The organism is Pseudoalteromonas phenolica (assembly GCF_001444405.1).
Lineage (GTDB): Bacteria > Pseudomonadota > Gammaproteobacteria > Enterobacterales > Alteromonadaceae > Pseudoalteromonas > Pseudoalteromonas phenolica.
Genome location: NZ_CP013187.1, coordinates 1,094,442 through 1,113,564, shown reverse-complemented (window position 1 = coordinate 1,113,564; position 19,123 = coordinate 1,094,442). Strand labels below are relative to the sequence as shown.

Annotated in this window: 19 protein-coding genes; 3 read left to right on the top strand and 16 right to left on the bottom strand. The window is 41.5% G+C overall.

The window, feature by feature from the left end:
- Window positions 1–22 precede the first annotated feature (22 nt).
- A complete protein-coding gene (locus tag PP2015_RS05000; RefSeq protein ID WP_058029228.1) occupies window positions 23–2,041 on the top strand; it encodes a TonB-dependent copper receptor in 2,019 nt (672 codons plus the stop codon).
- 238 nt (window positions 2,042–2,279) lie between these two features.
- Here the strand turns inward: PP2015_RS05000 and PP2015_RS04995 are convergent, their stop codons facing one another.
- Genes PP2015_RS04995 through ccmA form a run of 10 tightly spaced genes read right to left on the bottom strand, consistent with a single transcriptional unit; the run spans window position 2,280 to window position 10,048 of the window.
- The gene (locus PP2015_RS04995) at window positions 2,280–3,014 is read right to left on the bottom strand and encodes an MlaA family lipoprotein (RefSeq protein ID WP_058029227.1); all 735 of its coding nucleotides are present in this window, start codon (window positions 3,012–3,014) and stop codon (window positions 2,280–2,282) included.
- The gene (gene ccmI / locus PP2015_RS04990) at window positions 3,015–4,289 is read right to left on the bottom strand and encodes a c-type cytochrome biogenesis protein CcmI (RefSeq protein ID WP_058031544.1); all 1,275 of its coding nucleotides are present in this window, start codon (window positions 4,287–4,289) and stop codon (window positions 3,015–3,017) included.
- A gap of 5 nt (window positions 4,290–4,294) precedes the next feature.
- A complete protein-coding gene (locus tag PP2015_RS04985; RefSeq protein WP_058029226.1) occupies window positions 4,295–4,759 on the bottom strand; it encodes a cytochrome c-type biogenesis protein in 465 nt (154 codons plus the stop codon).
- On the bottom strand, window positions 4,756–5,328 hold the full coding sequence (locus PP2015_RS04980) for a redoxin family protein (protein WP_058029225.1): 573 nt from the start codon (window positions 5,326–5,328) through the stop codon (window positions 4,756–4,758). Before PP2015_RS04980 ends, PP2015_RS04985 begins: the two co-directional genes overlap by 4 nt.
- On the bottom strand, window positions 5,325–7,277 hold the full coding sequence (locus PP2015_RS04975; protein ID WP_058029224.1) for a heme lyase CcmF/NrfE family subunit: 1,953 nt from the start codon (window positions 7,275–7,277) through the stop codon (window positions 5,325–5,327). Before PP2015_RS04975 ends, PP2015_RS04980 begins: the two co-directional genes overlap by 4 nt.
- A gap of 1 nt (window position 7,278) precedes the next feature.
- A complete protein-coding gene (gene ccmE, locus PP2015_RS04970; RefSeq protein ID WP_058029223.1) occupies window positions 7,279–7,758 on the bottom strand; it encodes a cytochrome c maturation protein CcmE in 480 nt (159 codons plus the stop codon).
- A complete protein-coding gene (gene ccmD / locus PP2015_RS04965) occupies window positions 7,755–7,958 on the bottom strand; it encodes a heme exporter protein CcmD (RefSeq protein ID WP_058029222.1) in 204 nt (67 codons plus the stop codon). The genes ccmE and ccmD overlap by 4 nt, the downstream gene beginning before the upstream one ends.
- Window positions 7,959–7,960: 2 nt before the next feature.
- Window positions 7,961–8,698 (bottom strand): heme ABC transporter permease, encoded by a 738-nt coding sequence (locus PP2015_RS04960; RefSeq protein WP_058029221.1) that lies wholly within the window; start codon window positions 8,696–8,698, stop codon window positions 7,961–7,963.
- 1 nt (window position 8,699) lies between these two features.
- Window positions 8,700–9,386: a heme exporter protein CcmB gene (ccmB, locus tag PP2015_RS04955; RefSeq protein WP_058029220.1), complete on the bottom strand. Its 687-nt coding sequence runs from the start codon at window positions 9,384–9,386 to the stop codon at window positions 8,700–8,702.
- Complete coding sequence (gene ccmA / locus PP2015_RS04950; RefSeq protein ID WP_083496520.1) at window positions 9,386–10,048, bottom strand: cytochrome c biogenesis heme-transporting ATPase CcmA; 663 nt, start codon at window positions 10,046–10,048, stop codon at window positions 9,386–9,388. The genes ccmB and ccmA overlap by 1 nt, the downstream gene beginning before the upstream one ends.
- Window positions 10,049–10,108: 60 nt before the next feature.
- Between ccmA and fliK the strand changes: the two genes are divergently transcribed.
- Window positions 10,109–12,763, top strand: a complete 2,655-nt coding sequence (fliK, locus tag PP2015_RS04945; protein WP_058029219.1) for a flagellar hook-length control protein FliK — start codon at window positions 10,109–10,111, stop codon at window positions 12,761–12,763.
- Between the two features lie 10 nt (window positions 12,764–12,773).
- Entirely contained in the window at window positions 12,774–13,070 is a 297-nt protein-coding gene (locus tag PP2015_RS04940; RefSeq protein WP_058029218.1) for an EscU/YscU/HrcU family type III secretion system export apparatus switch protein, read from the top strand.
- 34 nt (window positions 13,071–13,104) lie between these two features.
- On the opposite strand, the gene PP2015_RS22065 is transcribed toward PP2015_RS04940, so the two are convergent.
- The 6 genes from PP2015_RS22065 to PP2015_RS04910 all read right to left on the bottom strand — a co-directional run bounded on the left by PP2015_RS22065 (window position 13,105) and on the right by PP2015_RS04910 (window position 19,111).
- Complete coding sequence (locus PP2015_RS22065) at window positions 13,105–13,536, bottom strand: DUF2802 domain-containing protein (RefSeq protein WP_058029217.1); 432 nt, start codon at window positions 13,534–13,536, stop codon at window positions 13,105–13,107.
- Window positions 13,537–14,034, bottom strand: a complete 498-nt coding sequence (locus PP2015_RS04930; protein ID WP_058029216.1) for a chemotaxis protein CheW — start codon at window positions 14,032–14,034, stop codon at window positions 13,537–13,539.
- A gap of 24 nt (window positions 14,035–14,058) precedes the next feature.
- Window positions 14,059–14,838: a chemotaxis protein CheW gene (locus PP2015_RS04925; protein ID WP_058029215.1), complete on the bottom strand. Its 780-nt coding sequence runs from the start codon at window positions 14,836–14,838 to the stop codon at window positions 14,059–14,061.
- Window positions 14,839–14,845: 7 nt separating this feature from the next.
- Window positions 14,846–15,616 carry a ParA family protein gene (locus tag PP2015_RS04920; RefSeq protein ID WP_058029214.1) on the bottom strand — a complete coding sequence of 257 codons (771 nt, stop codon included), beginning with the start codon at window positions 15,614–15,616 and terminating at the stop codon, window positions 14,846–14,848.
- 34 nt (window positions 15,617–15,650) lie between these two features.
- Window positions 15,651–16,823: a protein-glutamate methylesterase/protein-glutamine glutaminase gene (locus PP2015_RS04915; RefSeq protein WP_058029213.1), complete on the bottom strand. Its 1,173-nt coding sequence runs from the start codon at window positions 16,821–16,823 to the stop codon at window positions 15,651–15,653.
- A gap of 74 nt (window positions 16,824–16,897) precedes the next feature.
- Complete coding sequence (locus PP2015_RS04910) at window positions 16,898–19,111, bottom strand: chemotaxis protein CheA (protein WP_058029212.1); 2,214 nt, start codon at window positions 19,109–19,111, stop codon at window positions 16,898–16,900.
- Between the last annotated feature and the right edge of the window lie 12 nt (window positions 19,112–19,123).

The window sequence follows — 19,123 nt, the reverse complement described above, 5'->3', positions numbered from 1 at the left end:
CTTTCAATTGCTGGGCTTTTAAATGAAAAAATCAATTCTGAGTGGACTTATTTGTACCTTATTAAGTGGTTATGCTGTGGCAGATGACATAGAAAAAATCGTTGTCATTGCTCCAATGCAAACACCACTCAATATAAAAACCGATCCTAAATTGCCAAGACAACCCTTGCCTGCTCAAGATGCGTCAGATTTACTTTCAAGTATCAGTGGGTTTTCATTAATCAAAAAAGGGGCTGCAAGCTCAGATCCGGTCTTTAGAGGTCAAGCAGGCTCGCGCTTGAATATTCTAACCGATGGCAACCTCACCTTGGGTGGATGTGGTAATCGTATGGACCCGCCAACTGCTTATATCACACCACAAACTTATGACACTCTCACCGTGATAAAAGGTCCACAAACAGTATTGTATGGACCAGGTAACAGCGCTGCGACCGTATTATTTGAGCGTGATAGTTATAGAATGGATAAAGCTGGCTTAGAGGGTTTTAGCAACATAGTACTTGCCAATGCAGGACGTCGAGGTATTAATTCTCAGCTAAAGTTTGGAGATCAAGACTACTTTGCCAATATATCAGCCAGCTATAACAAAGCAGACAATTATAAGGATGGCAATGGTACGCACGTGCATTCAGCGTACGAGAAGTGGAATACCGATTTAGAGTTCGCTTACACACCAAGTGACGATAAAATTATTAGCCTTTCTCTTGGCCGTAGTGATGGCGAAGTTGCTTATGCAGATAGAGCAATGGACGGAAGTTTATTTGACAGAACTCATAGTGCAATTAAATTCGATTGGTTACTTGAAGGCACAGTCATTAAACGCATTGAAGGGCAAGTTTTTTACAACTATGTCGATCATATTATGGACAATTTCTCATTACGTGATTTCGTTGCAACACCAATGAACAAAACGCCTAGAGCGATGAATCCTGACAGAACAACTTACGGCGGTAAGTTTTTAGCACATGGTGAGTACAATAAAACGAGCAAGTTTAGCATTGGCGTTGATCATCAGAGCAATGAGCATACAAATCGTATGTCTATGAATATCAATATGATGCCAATTAACAATCAAACGCGAACTACTGACGGGCGTTTTGAACAGCTTGGCGTATTTGCAGAATACGAATTTAGTCTAGAGGAAAACAAACAATGGGTATCGGGCTTGCGCATAGACAGGTGGCAAGCAACAGATGAGCGTAAAATGGTCGGCTCAATGATGATGATGTCTGCTAACCCGACTGCTTTACAGACCCGAAAGTCATCTTTATATAGCGGCTTCACGAGATTTCAAGCACAAACCGAAAATACCAGTTACTTTGCAGGCTTCGGTTATGTAGAACGATTTCCTGATTACTGGGAATTATTAGGTGCGGGTCGAAGCAGCGAAAAGACAACAAGTGCTTTTAACACAAAGCATGAAGCCACAAGTCAATTCGATTTAGGCTTAGTCCACCAAACTGATAACTGGCAAAGCTCAGCTTCTGTTTTTTACAATCAAACCGATGATTTTATTCTCATCGACAATACATTTGAGAAAATGAGCAAATCGGCAAAAGTAACGCGTAACGTTGATACTGAGAGCTTTGGTTTTGAGTTAGATAGCAAATACTCACTGACGAAGTCATTATCAACCGGTGCAAGTATCAGTTGGGTAAGGGCTACAAATCTAACTGATCATAGACCATTAGCACAACAGCCTGCTTTACAGGCTCGCTTTACCCTTGATTACGCACTAAAAGATTGGCAGCTTGGCATGCTTTGGCGTGTTGTACAAAAGCAACATCGTGTCGCCATCGGTCAAGGTAATATTGCAGGTCAAGACGTCTCAGAGTCCGCCGGTTACGGTGTGCTGTCAGTGAATGCTAACTACAGCCAAAGTCAAAATATAGACTGGAGTTTTGGGATAGATAATTTACTCGACAAAGCCTACAGCGAGCACTTAAGTCGAGCAGGTGCGGCTGTCAATGGCTACGAGCAAACTAGCCGAGTGAACGAAGCTGGCCTAACTGCTTGGCTTAACCTCAACTGGCGCTTTTAATACCAATCCTCAATAATACTCAATCATTTTGAGGAATTAAAATTGATGCTAACTGCGTTGAAAATTTATTATTTAGAACAACTAAATGGCAAAATTTTTGCCTTGCTAACAATAGTTTTCTTTGCCTCAAAAAAATAAATCGCTTAATTAAGAGGTTTGGTATTACTCTTTAAATTAGGTTTAGATAAAGAAAAAGCCAAGTCATTGACTTGGCTTTCTATTAAGTATATTACCGCGCTTAAAGGTTCTCTAAGAAGTCTTCATCAAAATCTTCAACTTCTTCTTCTTTGATTGGTGGGTTACCATCATGCAGCTCGTAAAGTTGACGCTGGAAGTAGATATCTTTCATGAATACATATGGGTCAAGTGACTCACGAAGTAATTTTTCTTGTGATAGTAAGCTCGCTCTAAGATCTATCGATCTTACTGCATAAACTAATAAACTTTGCGGTGTAGATAAAGCCAGCTCTGGCAACACAAAGTTATCAACCACATCACCTGTGATGTTTCTAGCGGTAGACGGTCCATAGCCTGGCAACATCAAATATGCGCCATCACCAACGCCCCATACACCTAAGGTCTGACCAAAGTCTTCATCTTTATGCTTTAAACCTAATGAGGTTGCAACATCAAAGAGACCAAAAATACCGACCGTTGAATTCACCAAAAATCGCGCGGTATTGATGCCCGTATCTTTTGGTTTTCCTTGCAATAACGCGTTAACCGCATCAGTGGGAGCTGCAATATTGGTAGTAAACGCATAGACACTTTTTCTAACCGGATCATTCGTTACGGCTAGATACCCTTCAGCTACAGGCTTCAAAATATATGCATCAAGTACATCCATATTGAAGTCATAGACAGTTCTGTTGATACTTTGAAGCGGATCTCGCTCATCAACTTTTTCTGGGGCAACCGTTGCACACCCAGATAAAATAAGTGCAGCAAACGCAGATAATATAGGTTTTAACATTTAGCTTCCTGTGCTGGTTATTACACGACTGATCTCAATACGCACGATTGACGGCGCATTATCTAGGGCTATCACGTCTGATTGACCTTCTAAGTCGCCCGCCTGCACCGTTACAGCTTCATCACTTGAAACTCGGGCAGTGATCTCAACTTTTTCAAAATTAGAAAGCTTCAGATCAGGCATCATAGCCATGCTGTCATCAAGTGTAACAGTAATCGGAAATTGAAATTGTTTTAATTTGTTCACAGCCAATGGCATTGGTGGGCCATTATGGGCTTTAGCAAAAATAAACAGCGTCGCATTGTCTGGTAACTGACTTGAGATAGAGTCATTTAACGACACAGATACCGTCAACGACGCGCCCGCAGGGGCTTGATTTTCTTCATGTGCGTGAGCATCAGGATTAATTTTATGTTCAATATCATGAATACGCTCTGAGATCATGGCATAGCGAGGGTCATCTTGTGTCATAGAAGATTGCAGTACTTCAAATGCCGCTTTAGCTTCTTCCCAGTCTTGACGCTCATATGCAATTAATGCCAATAGCGAAATCGCATCCATATTACTTGGATCAGACTGTAAAACTTTAGATAGCATTCTCGCTGCGCGATTCATGCTTGGCTCTGTACCTTCAATTAATAACACCTGACTGAAGTTTACCAATACATTGTTATTATCAGGCTGGATAACCAGTGCTTTCTCAAAAGCTTGCTTGGCCATATCATTATCACCTAGTGACATAGCAACACGGCCTAACAGCATCCAAGCAACGGCATCATCGCCACTTTCTGCCAGCTTTGTGCGCAGACCTAAAGCAAATGCTTGAAGTTCATTTTGAGACAGTGGTTCGCCTTGCTGTAAAACCGCACGCTCACCAAATTCTGGCAACCTATCTATGGCAGTGTACCAGTCTTCTATTTGCTTTTGACTGCCTGTAAAGCCATAAAATACGGCACTCACTGCGACTAAAAAAGCCAAACCGGTTAGCGCGAATATGCGGTTGTTGCCTCGAGCATTAAGTTGCTTCTCAGGTGATAGCTCATTAAGCAGACGGCGCTTTAACTCAACAATTGATTCGTTGTACGCAGTTTGTTCAATTTTTTTATCCGCAAACTCTTGCTCTAAATCATCTAGGCGCTGTTGATAAATGGCAATACGCTCTGCATTGGCATCAGAATCAACCGCGATGACCTTTTCACGTCGTAAAAATGGCACCACAACAAATAAGGCAGCAAGAATAGATAATAGAGCAAACATGCCCCACATTTGCATCATTGCGCTCATGAATTATGCTCCTGACGTTGATACTGCTTGATCAGTTGCGCGAGTTTTTCTTCGTCTTGCGCATTCCACTTTTGTTTCTTTGACGCCTTCTTTTGTCTAAAGACAATAAAGCCAAAACCAATGATCACAATTAATACCGGTAAAACCCAAAGTACAATGGTCGCTGGTGTAACCGGCGGCTGGTAGTGAACAAAATATCCATAGCGATCGATCATGTAATCAATGACTTCTTGCTTTGATTTTCCTTCGTTAACTAACACAAGTACCTTGTCACGTAAGTCTTTTGCAACAATGGCATCTGAATCAGCGATATTCTGGTTTTGACATTTTGGACAACGAAGCTCTTGCGTCAACGCTTTAAAGGTTGCTGCACGCTCAGCATTCGCAAACTCATATTCATCTTGGGCACTATAAGCTGAAAAGCTTAAAATGCTCAGAAATAACAAAGTTAAAATTCTCATTCTGATAACTCCTGCATAACAGGTGCAAACTTAGCACGCCAAACTCGAGGGTTTATATCACCTGTGTGGTGCAATAAAATCGTACCATTGGCATCAACAAGGAAAGTTTCAGGTGCACCTGAGACGCCTAAATCAAGTGCCAGTGTGCGGTCTAAGTCTAAAATATTGAATTGATATGGGTTGCCAGCTCTATCAAGCATATTCTGCACTTCATTGCGCAGTGCATTGATATCAAACTCGTCGCCAAAATCAGGGTCATAAGCTTGCTCATAATACAAACCAATAATGCGCACCCCGCGCTCTCTTAACTCAGTAAGATAGCCTAATTCAGCGATACAGGTCGGGCACCAAGTGCCCCAGACATTCAGTAAATATACGTCACCTTTTAGGTCTGTATCACGCCACTGTTTTGATCCATCCATTAAATCAGGTAAAACAAAGCTTGGCATCGTTTGACCTATACGGCCAGTTTGTAACTCTCTTGGGTTACCAAACAGGCCTTGGTATAAGAAAACGCACAAGAAGATAAAGATTAAAAAAGGAATAAATCCTAATAGCTTTTTATTCATGCTACAGCTCCTTTTACTTTTCTTCTACGGTAACGCTTATCTGCTACAACCATAAAGCCGGCAAGTGAAATTAAAATACCACCTAACCACATCCAGCGAACGTAAGGTTTGTGATAAATACGTAATGACCACGCACCTTCACTTAGTTGCTCACCAAGCGCCAAATATAAATCTCTAAAGAAACCATCATCAATCGCGGCTTCTGTCATAAATTGCATGCCGATATCATATAGACGTTTTTCAGCATATAACTCAACGATGAATTTATCGTCTTTCAACACTGTTACCACACCCGCATGACCACTGTAATTAGGACCACGGATTTCCTTTACACCATCGAATCGATAGCTGTATTCGTTTAGCTGTGCCACGTCACCTGGTTTCATACTGACTGATCGTTCGACTGAATACGCTGATGTGAGTGTCACACTGGCTATCACAAATGCAATGCCAATATGGCCAAGCACCATTGCCCAATAACTTAAACCTAAGCGTTTTAAACCATGAGCGAAACTGTCTTGTGCCGACGCCTTTTCAAAGACATCTAGCAATGTACCTAGCGTGATCCAAACTGCAAGCGCCGTTGCGATAAACGTCATTGGCGCAACATATTCGTAGTTAGGTAATAACCACAATGCCGTCAGCGCCAGAGCTAAGACCAACATACCTCCCCATTTTTTCACCATAGGAGGTAATTGGTTTTGCTTCCAACGCATCATAGGTGCAATACCTAGTAATAAAGCGAAAGGCACAACCAAAATAGAGAACATTTGATTAAAGAACGGCACACCAATTGAAATGGTGCCCAGGCCTAACTCTTTATGGATCATAGGCAACAAGGTACCCAATAATACGATAAGGGTTGCAACCACTAAAAAGATATTATTTGCCCAAAGAGTCACTTCTCGAGAAGCAAACCTATAGCGTCCCTCACTGTAAACTTCTGAAACGCGCATTGCGTATAACGCTAAGCTTCCGCCAACCACAACACCTAAGAAGGACAGGATATATAGTCCTCGGTCTGGATCAGTCGCGAAGGCATGCACTGAGACAATGATCCCTGAACGAACGATAAAGGTACCCAGCAAACATAAACTAAACGCAGTAATCGCAAGTAATACCGTCCAAGATTTAAACACGCCGCGTTTCTCAGTCACTGCTAAAGAGTGAAGCAACGCAGTGGCAACTAACCATGGCATCAGTGAAGCATTTTCAACTGGATCCCAGAACCACCATCCGCCCCAGCCAAGCTCAGCATATGCCCACCAACTGCCGATTGTGATACCTAATGTTAAGAAACCCCAAGCAACCATCGTCCATGGGCGAGACCATTTAGCCCAAGTATTATCAAGCTTACCAGTTAGTAATGCAGCTATAGCAAACGCAAATGATACAGATAGGCCCACATAGCCCATATAAAGCAATGGCGGATGAATGATCATACCCGGGTCTTGAAGAAGCGGGTTTAAATCACGCCCTTCTACTGGGTAATAAGGCAGTAATCGCTCAAATGGGCTCGACATCCATAAGGTATAAAGCATAAAGCCAACACCTAAGAAACCCAGCACGCCAAGTACGCGAGCACGTAAAACCCAAGGTAAAGAGTTAGACATAAGCGCAACTAATGCAGTCCAAGACGACTGCATTACTAGCCAGAGTAAAATCGCACCTTCATGGCCACCCCAAGTCGACGTAACCTTGTAATACCAAGGTAAAGTTGTGCTCGAATGATGTGCCACATACGCGACGGTAAAATCATCCGTCAGCGTAACATAAATTAAAATTGCAAAAGAAAATAGGACAAAAAGACACTGGCCAACAGCCAAAGAAGGCGCAGCTCGCATTAACCTAAGATTACCGGTGTAAGCGCCCCATAACGGAAAAATACATAGCAACAGGCTCAAACCCATTGCCAGTACAAGCGAGAAATAACCAATTTCTGGGATCATACTAATTCTCGTTATTTAAATTATATTTTGGTTTTTCGTGTTTAATACCTTTAACGGCTTCTGCAATTTCAGCAGGCATATATTCTTCATCATGCTTGGCTAAAACTTCAAAGGCTTCAATCACATCAGGCTCAATTAAAGTACCTTGTGCGACAATACCCTGACCTTCACGAAACAGATCTGGCAAAATACCATGATAGCGAATAGTTACCATCGGACCGGTATCAATAAGCTTAAACTCAACATCTAAAGAGGTTTCATCACGCTTTACTGAACCAGGTACGACCATGCCACCAATTCGTAACTTTTGGCCCACGAATGGCATTTCATAGTTTTCACCCTTGCCATTTATGAGCTCTGACGGGGTATAGAACAAATTAATGTTTTCTTGTAATGCGTATAAAGTTAAGCCAATCGCTGAGCCAAGACCAAAGATAATGCCTAGCACAGCAAACATGCGCTTTTTACGTCTAGGGTTCATGCTTGCGCCTCCTCTTTTGCTTTCTTAATACGCTCTTCACGCAGCATTTGCGCTTTTACTTCTTTTTTTAGTTTCTTACCATCGTTAAGAGAACTAATTAGAATGCCAGCCAAAATAGCAGCACAAGAGCCATATGAAAGCCACACAAAGAAGCCGTAGCCACCCATAGCTATAAAGTCACTAAAAGATTCAAACTGCATTGTTAACCTCGACTTACTAAACTGCGTACCCAAGGACGGTGCTTTTCACGCTGAAGAATTTCATTCTTTAAACGAATTAGTGAAATCACACCCACAAAACCAGCAAAGCCTGCGATGTTGATAAATAATGGCCACAACATGCTAGGGTCAATCGCCGACGTATCAAACTTAGTGATGGTTGCACCTTGATGTAACGTGTTCCACCACTCAACTGAGAAATGAATAATGGGTAGATTGATCACACCTACGATCGCTAAGATACACGCCGCTTTGCCCGCCGCCTTTTTATCTTCAAACGCATGATAGAGCGATAAAACCCCTAGATATAAGAATAAAAGAATGAGTTCTGAGGTTAAGCGTGCATCCCACACCCACCATGCTCCCCACATAGGCTTACCCCATGCAGCACCGGTGATAAGAGCAATTGCAGTCATTGCAGCCCCTACAGGCGCAATCGCAATTACAGCCAACTCAGCATTTCTCAACTGCCAGACGAGCGCCACAATTGCGGCAATCGCCATTGAAGAATACGCGCCCATAGACAAAATGGCTGAAGGCACATGAATAAAGATGATCCTGTAGCTGTCTTTTTGTTGGTAATCCGCTGGCGCAAACGCTAAGCCCCAGACCCAACCAACAACTAAACAGACAACGGTAATTACGGCAAAATACGGCAGTAAGGTGTTACACAACTGGTATGCACGATCTGCTTTAGCGTAGGGATGTAACCATTTCCACATGTTAACTTACACTCACTCTTAATGCTGACGATATGGCTAAAGGTGCGGCAATGCAGGCAACTGCTAACATCGCACCCAAGATTGCAAGCTGCCCGCCATATGCCAGCGACATTCTGCTGGTATCAATGGCCGAGGTTGCAAAAATTAGGACAGGAATATAAAGAGGTAAAACAAGTAAACTCATTAGAATACCTCCTTTTTGTAAGCCCACAGTTAAACCAGCGCCAATGGCACCGATAAAGCTCAACAATGGGGTTCCGATTAATAAAGTTAAAATGGTTGCACCAAGCGCCTGAGACTCAAGGTTCATCAAAAGTGCAAACATGGGTGCCATCAAAACCATAGGCAACCCGGTGATGGTCCAATGCGCAAACACTTTCGCTAACACACACAAAGACAATGGATAGGGTGAGGCAATCATTTGCTCTAATGAACCATCGTGATAATCATCTCTGAATAACTTATCAAGGCCTAGCATGGTAGACAGTAGCGCTGCGACCCAAATAATACCTGGCGCCATGCGAGCCAATAATCCAGGCTCAGGACCAATTGCTAGAGGAAACAACGTAATGACAATGAGGAAAAACAATAAAGGGTTTACTATTTCAGCACGTTGTCTAAATGCTAAAGTGACATCTTTGCTGTATACAGCTTTAAAAAGCTGCCAATAAGAATGATTTACTTGCATTAGTGTCGATACTCCAGCACTAAAGTTTGTAATTGTTCAAAATGCTGAGTGAGATCTTGGTGCGTTGTTAATAAGATTGAACCGCCTTGCTCGAGATGCTCATTAAAGCGGCATTGCAACATGGCAACGCCTTTTTTATCTAGGGCAGTAAAAGGCTCATCTAAAATCCACAGCTTAGAACTGTTAAGCCATAGTCTAACCAATGCAACTCGGCGTTGCTGACCTGCTGACAATGTTCTAACCGGCACATCTTCTAGGCCCACTAAGCCTAACTTGCCTAATAAGTCATACACCTGACTTTCATCGTTATAACCGTGAACACGCAACCAATGACAGACATTTTCAAATGCGGTAAGTTGGGTGTTTACACCCGTTTTATGCCCAATGAATAGTAACTCAGCAGCAAATTCATCGTAATAATCATTAATTGAACGCTGCTCGAACAGCACCTCACCCTCTTCTGGTTGAGCAAAGCCTGACAAAATCCTCAATAAAGAGGTTTTTCCCGCACCATTTGGGCCTTCAATTTGCATAATCTTGCCAGATCCGAGTGTAAAGCTAAGCGCTTCAAATAAACAGCGTTCTTGCTTGACGCAAGTGACAGATTTAACCTCTAGCAAATTAGTATTCTCGGTGCGTAAAATTGGGCGATAGTCTACCATAATGGTATGGTAATACGAACAGAGCTTTGCGACCGATTACTGAAAATTTGATTTAAAATAATGAATGAATTGCCAATTATAAACCTGAACTCGGTCTCATCTGAGTCTATCTCAACTTTAAGCGAAGCAAATAGACGTGCTTTGCATAACTCGATTGAGCAATCGTTCTTAGCCAAGAACATTTCGATAAAATCTGATTCAATCAGTATGGACATCGAAATAAATGGACGCTGGCAAACTGTTCGCCTTGCAATAGAGCCTCAAAGTCAAAAACTCGAATTACCAGAAGCAATCGTCAAGCTCGATGAAACGGGATTGAAGTTAACATTACAAACCCCAAAACAAGGTGTACATATCAAGGCTACTGACCAATTGCTCTCTTTGTTGAATTTTTTAAAAGGAGATTCAATTGGCCCAAATATCACGACACACGCTGAAATAAAAACCACACCAGCTAGTCTTCAACTTCCTAAGCTTGACGTAAACCTAGCAATCAATCCAAGTCTTGCAAAAATACTCGACGCAGAGCCTAAATTAATTGCAAAATTAAACGCCAATACTGCACAGATATTACTCACAATCAGTGACCGCTTTGGAGAGCAACTGCTCAAACAACCAATCGCCAAAAATAAAATTACACAGAGCCTAACAAATAGCTTCCCTTCTATGGTGCTTAATTTTTCTGAGAAGGCGCCAAAAATTCAACACCCAATCACCAAAGCCGCTTTATCACTCAGAAATATTGAACTGCTTTCAGAAAATACCCAAAACAAAAGCTGGCGGGCTGCAACACCTACTCCCACTATGCATGGCCTTGAAATTAGCGAAAAGCAGAAACAATATGCTATTCAATTAAAACATTCAGCTAAGTCAATGCTTACACAGGCTACAAACTTGGTAAGACCCACAAACGAGGCGCCTCTCAAATCAGGGTTAAATTATGACAAGCCTTTGCTGAATGTTTCATTTAAAGACGTAAAGCAAGCTGTGCGAACTGCATTACAAAATATTATTGCAGCGCCTTTTATGTTGATTGGTAATAAAAACAATAAAAACCCAGTTTCTTCAAACGTGGATACCGCGGCTATTGCGAGTAGAATACTAAATTTAAACAAAACATCAGGTTCTCAAGCACTCATTTACCCAGAGGCCAAAAACTTAAAATCAGAACCTATTGTGCAGCTATTTTCTCAGATCAGACAAACAATAGCGTTTACACCTCAATTTACGGTAACGACACCGCTAAAAGTGCCTAAGCATCTTTTAGCAACCGCACTATTTTCTCAAGAAAATTTGAAAGCAACGCCTAACTTACCACCAAATTCGAACGTAAGCTTCACAAATAAACTTTCTTCTGATGCACAATCTTCAATAAAGCAAGGGACATCATTACTACAACCAAGAACCGAACATGTTAAGACAGGCATAGGCCACAGCGATGCTCAAATGGCTACGCAAGAAAAGATTACTCCTAAGGAAGCAATTCAAAAAACACTAACGCCCCCCTTTACAGGAGATAACAAGGCCAACCAAAGTGAGCAATCACAAACATCAAAAACTAATATCAAAGAAGCAAAAGCTCGCTCTATCAGTTCTCCTATTCAGCAAAATGTATTCTCTGAACTACATAAGACAGTAAAAGAGCAAGTTGATGTTAGCAATAATGCAGCGCACCAAAACTTCAGTCGCCTATCTGAAAAAGTGAATGACACAAACCAAGCTAAACTACCTACCCAACATGTATTATCTATAATAAAAAGTCATTATTCGCCTTCTGGAAGCCTAGAGAAGCTACTGATTAAGCCATTTATATCTGAGCAACCAATAAATAAAGATGAAAAGTTGGAGCCAAAAGTGAGCTCTGAGCAGATTAATAAACTCTCTCACTTTAAAGATGAAAAGTCACCTGACCTAACACGCTTGGTACATCAGGCTTTTTCGAGAATGATAGATGAAAAGCAGCACTCTTCAGCGCAAATTGCGAATGAGCTTAACTTACCAAACCCGCTTGTAGGGGCTACGGCTCAAACGATAATAAATACTAACCTTCAAAGCAGTAGTTTACTCAATAACGTTGAAAAATTACTGCTCACATTTTTATCTGCATCAAAAGTAATACAAAGCGAAAGTAATGATAGTTCTACACAAGCAAAATTCGATGCTTTATTGAAAACCCTACAACCCAATTTTAAAGCACAGAATATCACCCAACTTCAGCAGCAAATACCCAATTTGAACTCACCTTTAATGAATGAGCTCGTGCAACTAAATAATAATTTACAACAAAATATGGTTCAGTCGGCAAACCTCAACCAGAATCAAAACCAAGATAGTGACACCCAGTTGCTGGTAAGCTTATTTTTACCTACTAAGCTCCCTGACAACTGCAAACAGACACATTTGCAAATAGGCAATTATAAAAAGCCTGCAAAAGCTAACATGCCAGAAAAGACGGTTTGGTATATCCGATTAAACTTTGACTATTCGTCACTAGGAAAGCTCTCCGTGCAAGCTGAACTCATGGATAAATCACTGGAGTGTCAAGTAACAGGAAATTCCGCTCAGGTTTGTGCGCTTGCACAGCCGCATATTGATACTTTGAGAAGAAAATTAAGTGCGCATGGTCTTCAAGTTGGTGATATCGAGCTAACTGAAGACAGTGAAAAAGCTGACTTGTTTTTTACTCAGCATGCAATCGTGAATGTACAGGTTTAGGAATAAAAATATGGAACAGAAATCAGCGATAGGTTTACTTTATGAAGCGGGCAAATCACCTGAGGTTGTCTGTAAAGGGTTTGGTGAGTTAGCTGAAGAGATCATTACTTTAGCAAAAGAAAAGGGCATTATGATCCACGAAGATGCAGAGCTTGCTTCCACGTTAAATCAACTTGATTTACACCAAGAAATTCCAAAAGAACTCTATTATGTCATCGCCGAATTAATTGCTTTTTCCTATGTTTTAAGAGGAAAGTTTCCACCTGGCTGGGAAGGTTTTAATAAGAAGTTGAATATAAAGGCTTGAAAAAAGCGCCGAGGAAATTACTCAGCGCTTATATTTAAGATTGCTTCTGGTGCAATGAAAGAAGTAACTCTGCTTCTGCTCGAGGTATTTCACACTCTCGCATTATCTCTTCGAGATCGGCACCTAATTCAATCATTTTAACTGCTCGAGAATAAATTTTTGCGTCTGGATCATCATACTTTTGCGCAGCTTGCTGCTGAGCTAAATCTTTAGCAAAATTTTCGCAAGCCAATAAACGCTTGCCTATGCTCATTAAACCTGACCTCAACTCCGCAATTTCGCTACGTAGTATCTCAGTCTGAGCATTCGATTCTTCGAGCTGCTGTTTTAAAAACTTTTGATTTTTATGATTCTGTTCTAACTTTTTTTGCAAACCAAAAATAAACCCCAGACATATTAAAAAGAGGATGCCTGAGGTAATAGTGACTACAATAAAAGCAAGATTTTCTTGAACGACAGCTAGCACTTATATGTGACTCAATTCATCCCACTCATCATCGCTGAGTAACTTATTCAAATCAACAAGAATAAGTAGCTCACCCTCTCTATTCGACACGCCTTGGATGAACTTAGCACTTTCTTCAGTACCAATGTTTGGTGCACTGTCGATTTCTGAGCTGCGTAAGTAAACAACTTCAGCAACACTATCGACAAGAATACCAATGACCTGCTTTTCAGCTTCTATGATCACGATCCTTGAGTTGTCAGTTACCTCTGAGCTCATCAGACCAAAACGTGCACGAGTATCGATAACCGTTACTACGTTACCACGCAAATTAATAATACCAAGAACATAGCTTGGCGCACCTGGCACTGGGGCTATTTCTGTATAACGCAGCACTTCCTGCACTTGCATTACATTAATACCATACGTTTCGTCTTCTAACTTATAAGTTACCCATTGAAGAACTTCATCATTACTGTCGGCATTATTGTCTGCAGAAAGTAGTCTATCTTGGCTCATGGTTATACTCCATAAAGTTCTGAGTTACTGCTCTTGGCTATCTAAGCCTTGCTCTAGTAAGCGGTTTAAATTCTCTACATCTATCAAAGCACACATTTTTTCTTTAATGACGCCAGCAAGCCAAGGTCGCTTGCCTCCATTTACACGCCACTTAATGTCTTCTGGCTTTAATGTGATGTTATTAATTAAATTTTCAGCCAACAGCCCCCAAGGGCTATCTCCGAGTGTAATTAAATACTGGTAATCCAGTTTCTCTTCAAGCTCTGGGGTATACTTCTCAGGCATAACCCATCTGGCAGTATCAACAACGTTGAGCTTTTCTTCTCGATTAAGCATGACACCTTTAAACCACTTAGGCTTTCCGAAAAGCTGTGTTACCTCACCTAATTGGTGAATACCACCTAAAGACTTCAAAGGCACTGCCAAAGTCAGCCCTGCAACTTCAAAAAATAAAGCTTGAAACTCACTTTCACCATACTCTTCTTGAACGCTTGTTAAACTTGGCTCAACAATAGCTTCTTCTTTGATAATAGTATTATTTTTTGTTAACTCAAGATCTTTCGACTCAACCTCTGGGATTTCGACGACCTCAGGGCTTTCTACTACCGGCGCAGATTGAGTCTCAATGATATCTGGTACAACTTTTTCGACTGGTTGATTTAACTCTGTCTCAGTAATCTCAGGTACACGCTCGAGTAATTTTGCCACAGGGGCAAGCGCAGTCTCTTGAGGCTCATCTTCTTGCAATAATGCGCCTAGATACTGTTTCATTACCTTCTCATTAGCAAACAAGTGTTTACTCATATAGCCTCTAACTACCCTTCATTAAATACTCTAGTAATGCCTTATAAGCAAACACACCCCTAGATTTAGGACAATACTCTATGGGTGCTTGCTGCGCTAAACTGGCATCTCTAAACTTAGTATCCACCGGTATTACACCTGGCCATACAAAACCTTCATAATTAGCAAGCAATGTCTTATATGCTTCTAGTGAAGCTTTTGTCCGTTTATCATACATGGTTGGCACTATGGTGTAATTATATTGTTTTGCTTGAGAGCTTTGCATTAATTCCATAGTACGCATCATACGATCTAAGCCTTTAAGCGCTAGAAACTCTGTTTGCACAGGGATCAGTACACGTTCGCTGGCAGCTAATGCATTTACCATTAACACCCCTAAAACAGGCGGGCAATCAAGAATGGCATAATCATAGTGTTCGTTTATTTTCGCCAGTGTTTTTTTCAGAATTAAACCCATGCCATTTCGATTACCCATACTCCTGTCTAAGGTAGCAATCGCCATAGTTGCAGGCAAAATATCAAGGTTCTCAATGGTTGAAGGACACAAAGCTTGGAGAATCTCCTCGCTTTCCATCGCAGTTCCTCGAGCAAAAATATCATACACACTGACTTCTAACTCTTCAGAGTCAATGCCAAAATAATAAGTCAAAGAAGCGTGAGGGTCTGTATCTATAAGCAAAACACGTTTTCCTTGCTTAGCAAGGATCCCACCAAGGCTAACAGTAGTCGTTGTTTTACCAACACCACCTTTTTGATTTGCTACAGTCCAGATTTTCACGAAACAATTACTTCCTAGTGCTTTAAGAAATAGATTAACAACCTATTTCTTTATTGATTCTTGTGGCAACGTCATGTAAAGCCAAACTCTCAGAGGATAAGCCTGCATTTGCAACAGCTTGAGGCATACCATAAACAACACAAGTTTGCTCATCTTGCGCCCAAATCGTCGCGCCAGACTGTTTTAATAAACGAGCACCATCTCTACCATCGGCTCCCATGCCTGTTAAAACTATCGCAAGCACATCTGACTGATAAGCCTTTGCCGCACTAGCGAACGTAACATCAACGCAAGGTTTGTACGTTACCCGTGGGCTGTCATCTTCAAAGACTCTTAGAGTTTTCATTGCACCTTTAGACTCAACCAGCATTTGCTTTCCACCCGGCGCCAAATATGCAACACCCGGTTGTAATTTATCACCATGCTCTGCTTCTTTGACTTTAATCTTACACAAGCTATTCAACCTAGTTGCAAAAGCAGGTGTAAAAGCGGCAGGCATATGCTGTATTAACAAAATCGGATGTGGAAAATTTGCAGGTAATTGAGTAAGAATTGTTTGCAGTGCAACTGGCCCACCCGTTGAAGTACCTATTGCAACAAGCTTATATTGTTTACCTGAAGCTTTGAACTGCTTACTTGGCGTTGATGCACTCGAAACCTGCTGTGTAGAAGTTCTTTGAAAGCTTCTATCTGGTTGGGCAACACTCGATGTTCGTGTCGACGTCGAAGGTCTTGGTGAAATAGAAGCTTGAGGTGTTGGCGCCTTTGTAACCGATGGCCTTGAATAACTGCTCACAGAACGCGGCAACCTTCTGCGTCCAATTTCTTTTACTTTGTTTTGTAACGATTTAATCGCTTCTTCACTATTTCGAGCTATATCCTCGAACTTTTTTGGTAAAAAGTCTAACGCACCAGCATCAAGCGCATCTAAAGTAGCACCTGCACCTTCACGAGTAAGTGAGGAAAACATCAAAATTGGGGTAGGGTTAGCCTGCATGATTTTCTTTACGGCACTAATACCGTCTAAGATAGGCATTTCTACGTCCATAGTAATAACATCTGGACGAAGTGAAGCCGCCTTTTCAACAGCTTCTTGTCCATTAACAGCAAAGTCAATTACCTTGATATCACTATCTTGCTCTAAAATTTCGCTGACTCGACGCCTAAAAAAGCTTGAATCGTCTACAACTAAAACTTTTACTGCCATTGGCATACTCTATGAATTCTTAAGAACGAAAAGTGGTGCGTATGCACCACTTAAATCTTTTTTGCTAATGAAGGTTACTTACCTGCATAGTGTTTTAGCATATTTGGCACATCCAAGATTAATGCTATCCCACCGTCAGAAGTAATTGTTGCTCCAGCCATACCTGGTGTACCTTGTAATAAGGCATCGAGCGGCTTTATCACCACTTCTTCTTGACCAATAAGGGAGTCAACAACAAATCCAACCTGCTGTGTACCTATTTGAACAATTACAACATGTCCTTCAGCTTTCTTCGTTGATCTATCTGCGCCTTTTACAAGCCAGTGTTCTAAATAGAATAAAGGAATTGCTTTTTCACGAACAATAATCGTTAGCTGTCCATCTACAACATTGGTTTTTGTTAAGTCTAAATGGAATATTTCACTAACGCCTGCAAGCGGCAAAGCAAAGGTTTGCTCACCTACTACAACCATTAATGTTGGTAAAATTGCCAGTGTCAGAGGCACTTTTATCTCAAGGATAGTGCCTACACCTAGTTCTGATTGGATATTGACAGAACCGTTAAGTTGAGTGATTTTCGTTTTAACAACGTCCATCCCAACACCACGACCAGAAATATCTGAAATCTCTTCCTTGGTCGAAAATCCAGGTGCAAAAATGAGGTTATAAGCTTCTGTGTCAGATAAACGACTTGCCTGGTCTGAATCAATAACACCTTTATTAATGGCTATTTTTTTCAGTTTTTCAGCATCCATACCTGCACCATCATCTTTGATGGTCAACAGAATATGATCACCCTCTTGAGATGCCGAGAGCGTCACTGTGCCTGTACGAGGTTTACCTGATGCCTCACGAACATCAGGCATTTCAATACCATGATCTACAGAGTTCCGTACTAAGTGAACAAGTGGGTCGGCAAGTGCTTCAACTAAATTTTTATCTAAATCTGTCTCTTCACCTTCGAGGATAAGATTAATGTCTTTCTTCAAGCTTCTCGCTAAGTCACGAACAACACGAGGGAACCTACCAAATACTTTCTTGATCGGTTGCATTCGAGTTTTCATTACTGCACCTTGCAAATCGGCAGTAACCACATCAAGGTTAGAAATCGCTTTACCCATAGCTTCACTGCTAGAGTTGTTAGCTAAACTTACAAGGCGATTTCTTACCAATACTAATTCACCAACCATATTCATTATTTGGTCTAGACGCTTAGTATCAACACGAACGGTTGTTTCAGCTTGAGGTGCAGGCGGCTTTTTAGCCGATGCCTGTGCAGTTTGTGCTTTCGCCGCAGGTGCAGGTGTTGGAGCAGATTTAGCTGGCTGAGGCGCAGGTTTTGGCTTAGCTACAGGTTTCGCAGTAACAGGCTCTGGTTTCTTTGGTTGTGGGCTTGGAGCTGCTTTTGGGGGTTCTGCGGGTTCTAACGACTTTGGAGCCCCCCCCTTACCATGAAGTTCATCTAATAGCGCTTCGAACTCTTCATCATTGATTTCGTCATCGCTTGATGCTGAGGAAGGTTGTGAAGGAGCAGCAGCCTGAGTCGTTTCGGCTTTTGCCTGAGAAGGCGTATCAATAGCGCCGAAACTGCCCACACCATGGAGTTCATCTAATAAACTGTCAAACTCATCATCGGTTATGTCTCCATCTTCAATACTAGATGGCGATGAAGAAGGTTGTTCAATCGCAGGACCTTTACCTGCACCATGCAGCTCGTCGAGCAAACTTTCAAATTCGTCTTCTGTTATTTCATCAATACTTTCTGAAGTAGTTTCACCAGCTACATCATCGGTATCAATATCAAAAAGAATATCATCAGCAGATAAATCCGCTTGTGGTGCTTCTTCTACAGCGGCCTCTGGTTCAGCATTTGAAATTGAAATCTGTTCATCCTCAGATTCTGGCTTGCTTAGTTGGTGCAACGTTTCGAGTAGTGCCGGATCTGCAGGGTCTGGTTGCTCACGGTTTTGAATATGAGCGAACATTTCGTTTATGGTATCGAGTGATTGAAGAATGACATCCATCAACTCTGGAGAAACAGAACGCTGGCCTTGCCTTAAAACATCGAAGACGTTTTCAGCACCATGACAAGCATCAACAAGCTCGGTCATGCTTAAAAAGCCTGCTCCACCTTTTACCGTGTGGAAACCTCTAAAAATAGCATTCAGTAATTCTTTATCTTCAGGGTTATTTTCTAGCTCAACAAGCTGCTCAGATAACAGCTCTAATATTTCACCAGCTTCAACAAGAAAGTCTTGTAGTATATCTTCATCGACTTCAAAGCTCATGTATACACTCTC

Excerpts from the sequence above, each read along its gene's own strand:
- fliK (WP_058029219.1), top strand. The coding sequence starts at position 10,109 with ATGAATGAATTGCCAATTATAAACCTGAACTCGGTCTCATCTGAGTCT.
- ccmD (WP_058029222.1), bottom strand. The coding sequence starts at position 7,958 with ATGCAGTTTGAATCTTTTAGTGACTTTATAGCTATGGGTGGCTACGGC.
- PP2015_RS04975 (WP_058029224.1), bottom strand. The coding sequence starts at position 7,277 with ATGATCCCAGAAATTGGTTATTTCTCGCTTGTACTGGCAATGGGTTTG.
- ccmE (WP_058029223.1), bottom strand. The coding sequence starts at position 7,758 with ATGAACCCTAGACGTAAAAAGCGCATGTTTGCTGTGCTAGGCATTATC.
- PP2015_RS04915 (WP_058029213.1), bottom strand. The coding sequence starts at position 16,823 with ATGGCAGTAAAAGTTTTAGTTGTAGACGATTCAAGCTTTTTTAGGCGT.
- PP2015_RS04930 (WP_058029216.1), bottom strand. The coding sequence starts at position 14,034 with ATGAGCCAAGATAGACTACTTTCTGCAGACAATAATGCCGACAGTAAT.
- PP2015_RS04910 (WP_058029212.1), bottom strand. The coding sequence starts at position 19,111 with ATGAGCTTTGAAGTCGATGAAGATATACTACAAGACTTTCTTGTTGAA.
- PP2015_RS04995 (WP_058029227.1), bottom strand. The coding sequence starts at position 3,014 with ATGTTAAAACCTATATTATCTGCGTTTGCTGCACTTATTTTATCTGGG.
- ccmA (WP_083496520.1), bottom strand. The coding sequence starts at position 10,048 with ATGGTAGACTATCGCCCAATTTTACGCACCGAGAATACTAATTTGCTA.
- ccmB (WP_058029220.1), bottom strand. The coding sequence starts at position 9,386 with ATGCAAGTAAATCATTCTTATTGGCAGCTTTTTAAAGCTGTATACAGC.
- PP2015_RS04940 (WP_058029218.1), top strand. The coding sequence starts at position 12,774 with ATGGAACAGAAATCAGCGATAGGTTTACTTTATGAAGCGGGCAAATCA.
- PP2015_RS04960 (WP_058029221.1), bottom strand. The coding sequence starts at position 8,698 with ATGTGGAAATGGTTACATCCCTACGCTAAAGCAGATCGTGCATACCAG.
- PP2015_RS04980 (WP_058029225.1), bottom strand. The coding sequence starts at position 5,328 with ATGAATAAAAAGCTATTAGGATTTATTCCTTTTTTAATCTTTATCTTC.
- PP2015_RS04985 (WP_058029226.1), bottom strand. The coding sequence starts at position 4,759 with ATGAGAATTTTAACTTTGTTATTTCTGAGCATTTTAAGCTTTTCAGCT.
- PP2015_RS04925 (WP_058029215.1), bottom strand. The coding sequence starts at position 14,838 with ATGAGTAAACACTTGTTTGCTAATGAGAAGGTAATGAAACAGTATCTA.
- PP2015_RS05000 (WP_058029228.1), top strand. The coding sequence starts at position 23 with ATGAAAAAATCAATTCTGAGTGGACTTATTTGTACCTTATTAAGTGGT.
- ccmI (WP_058031544.1), bottom strand. The coding sequence starts at position 4,289 with ATGATGCAAATGTGGGGCATGTTTGCTCTATTATCTATTCTTGCTGCC.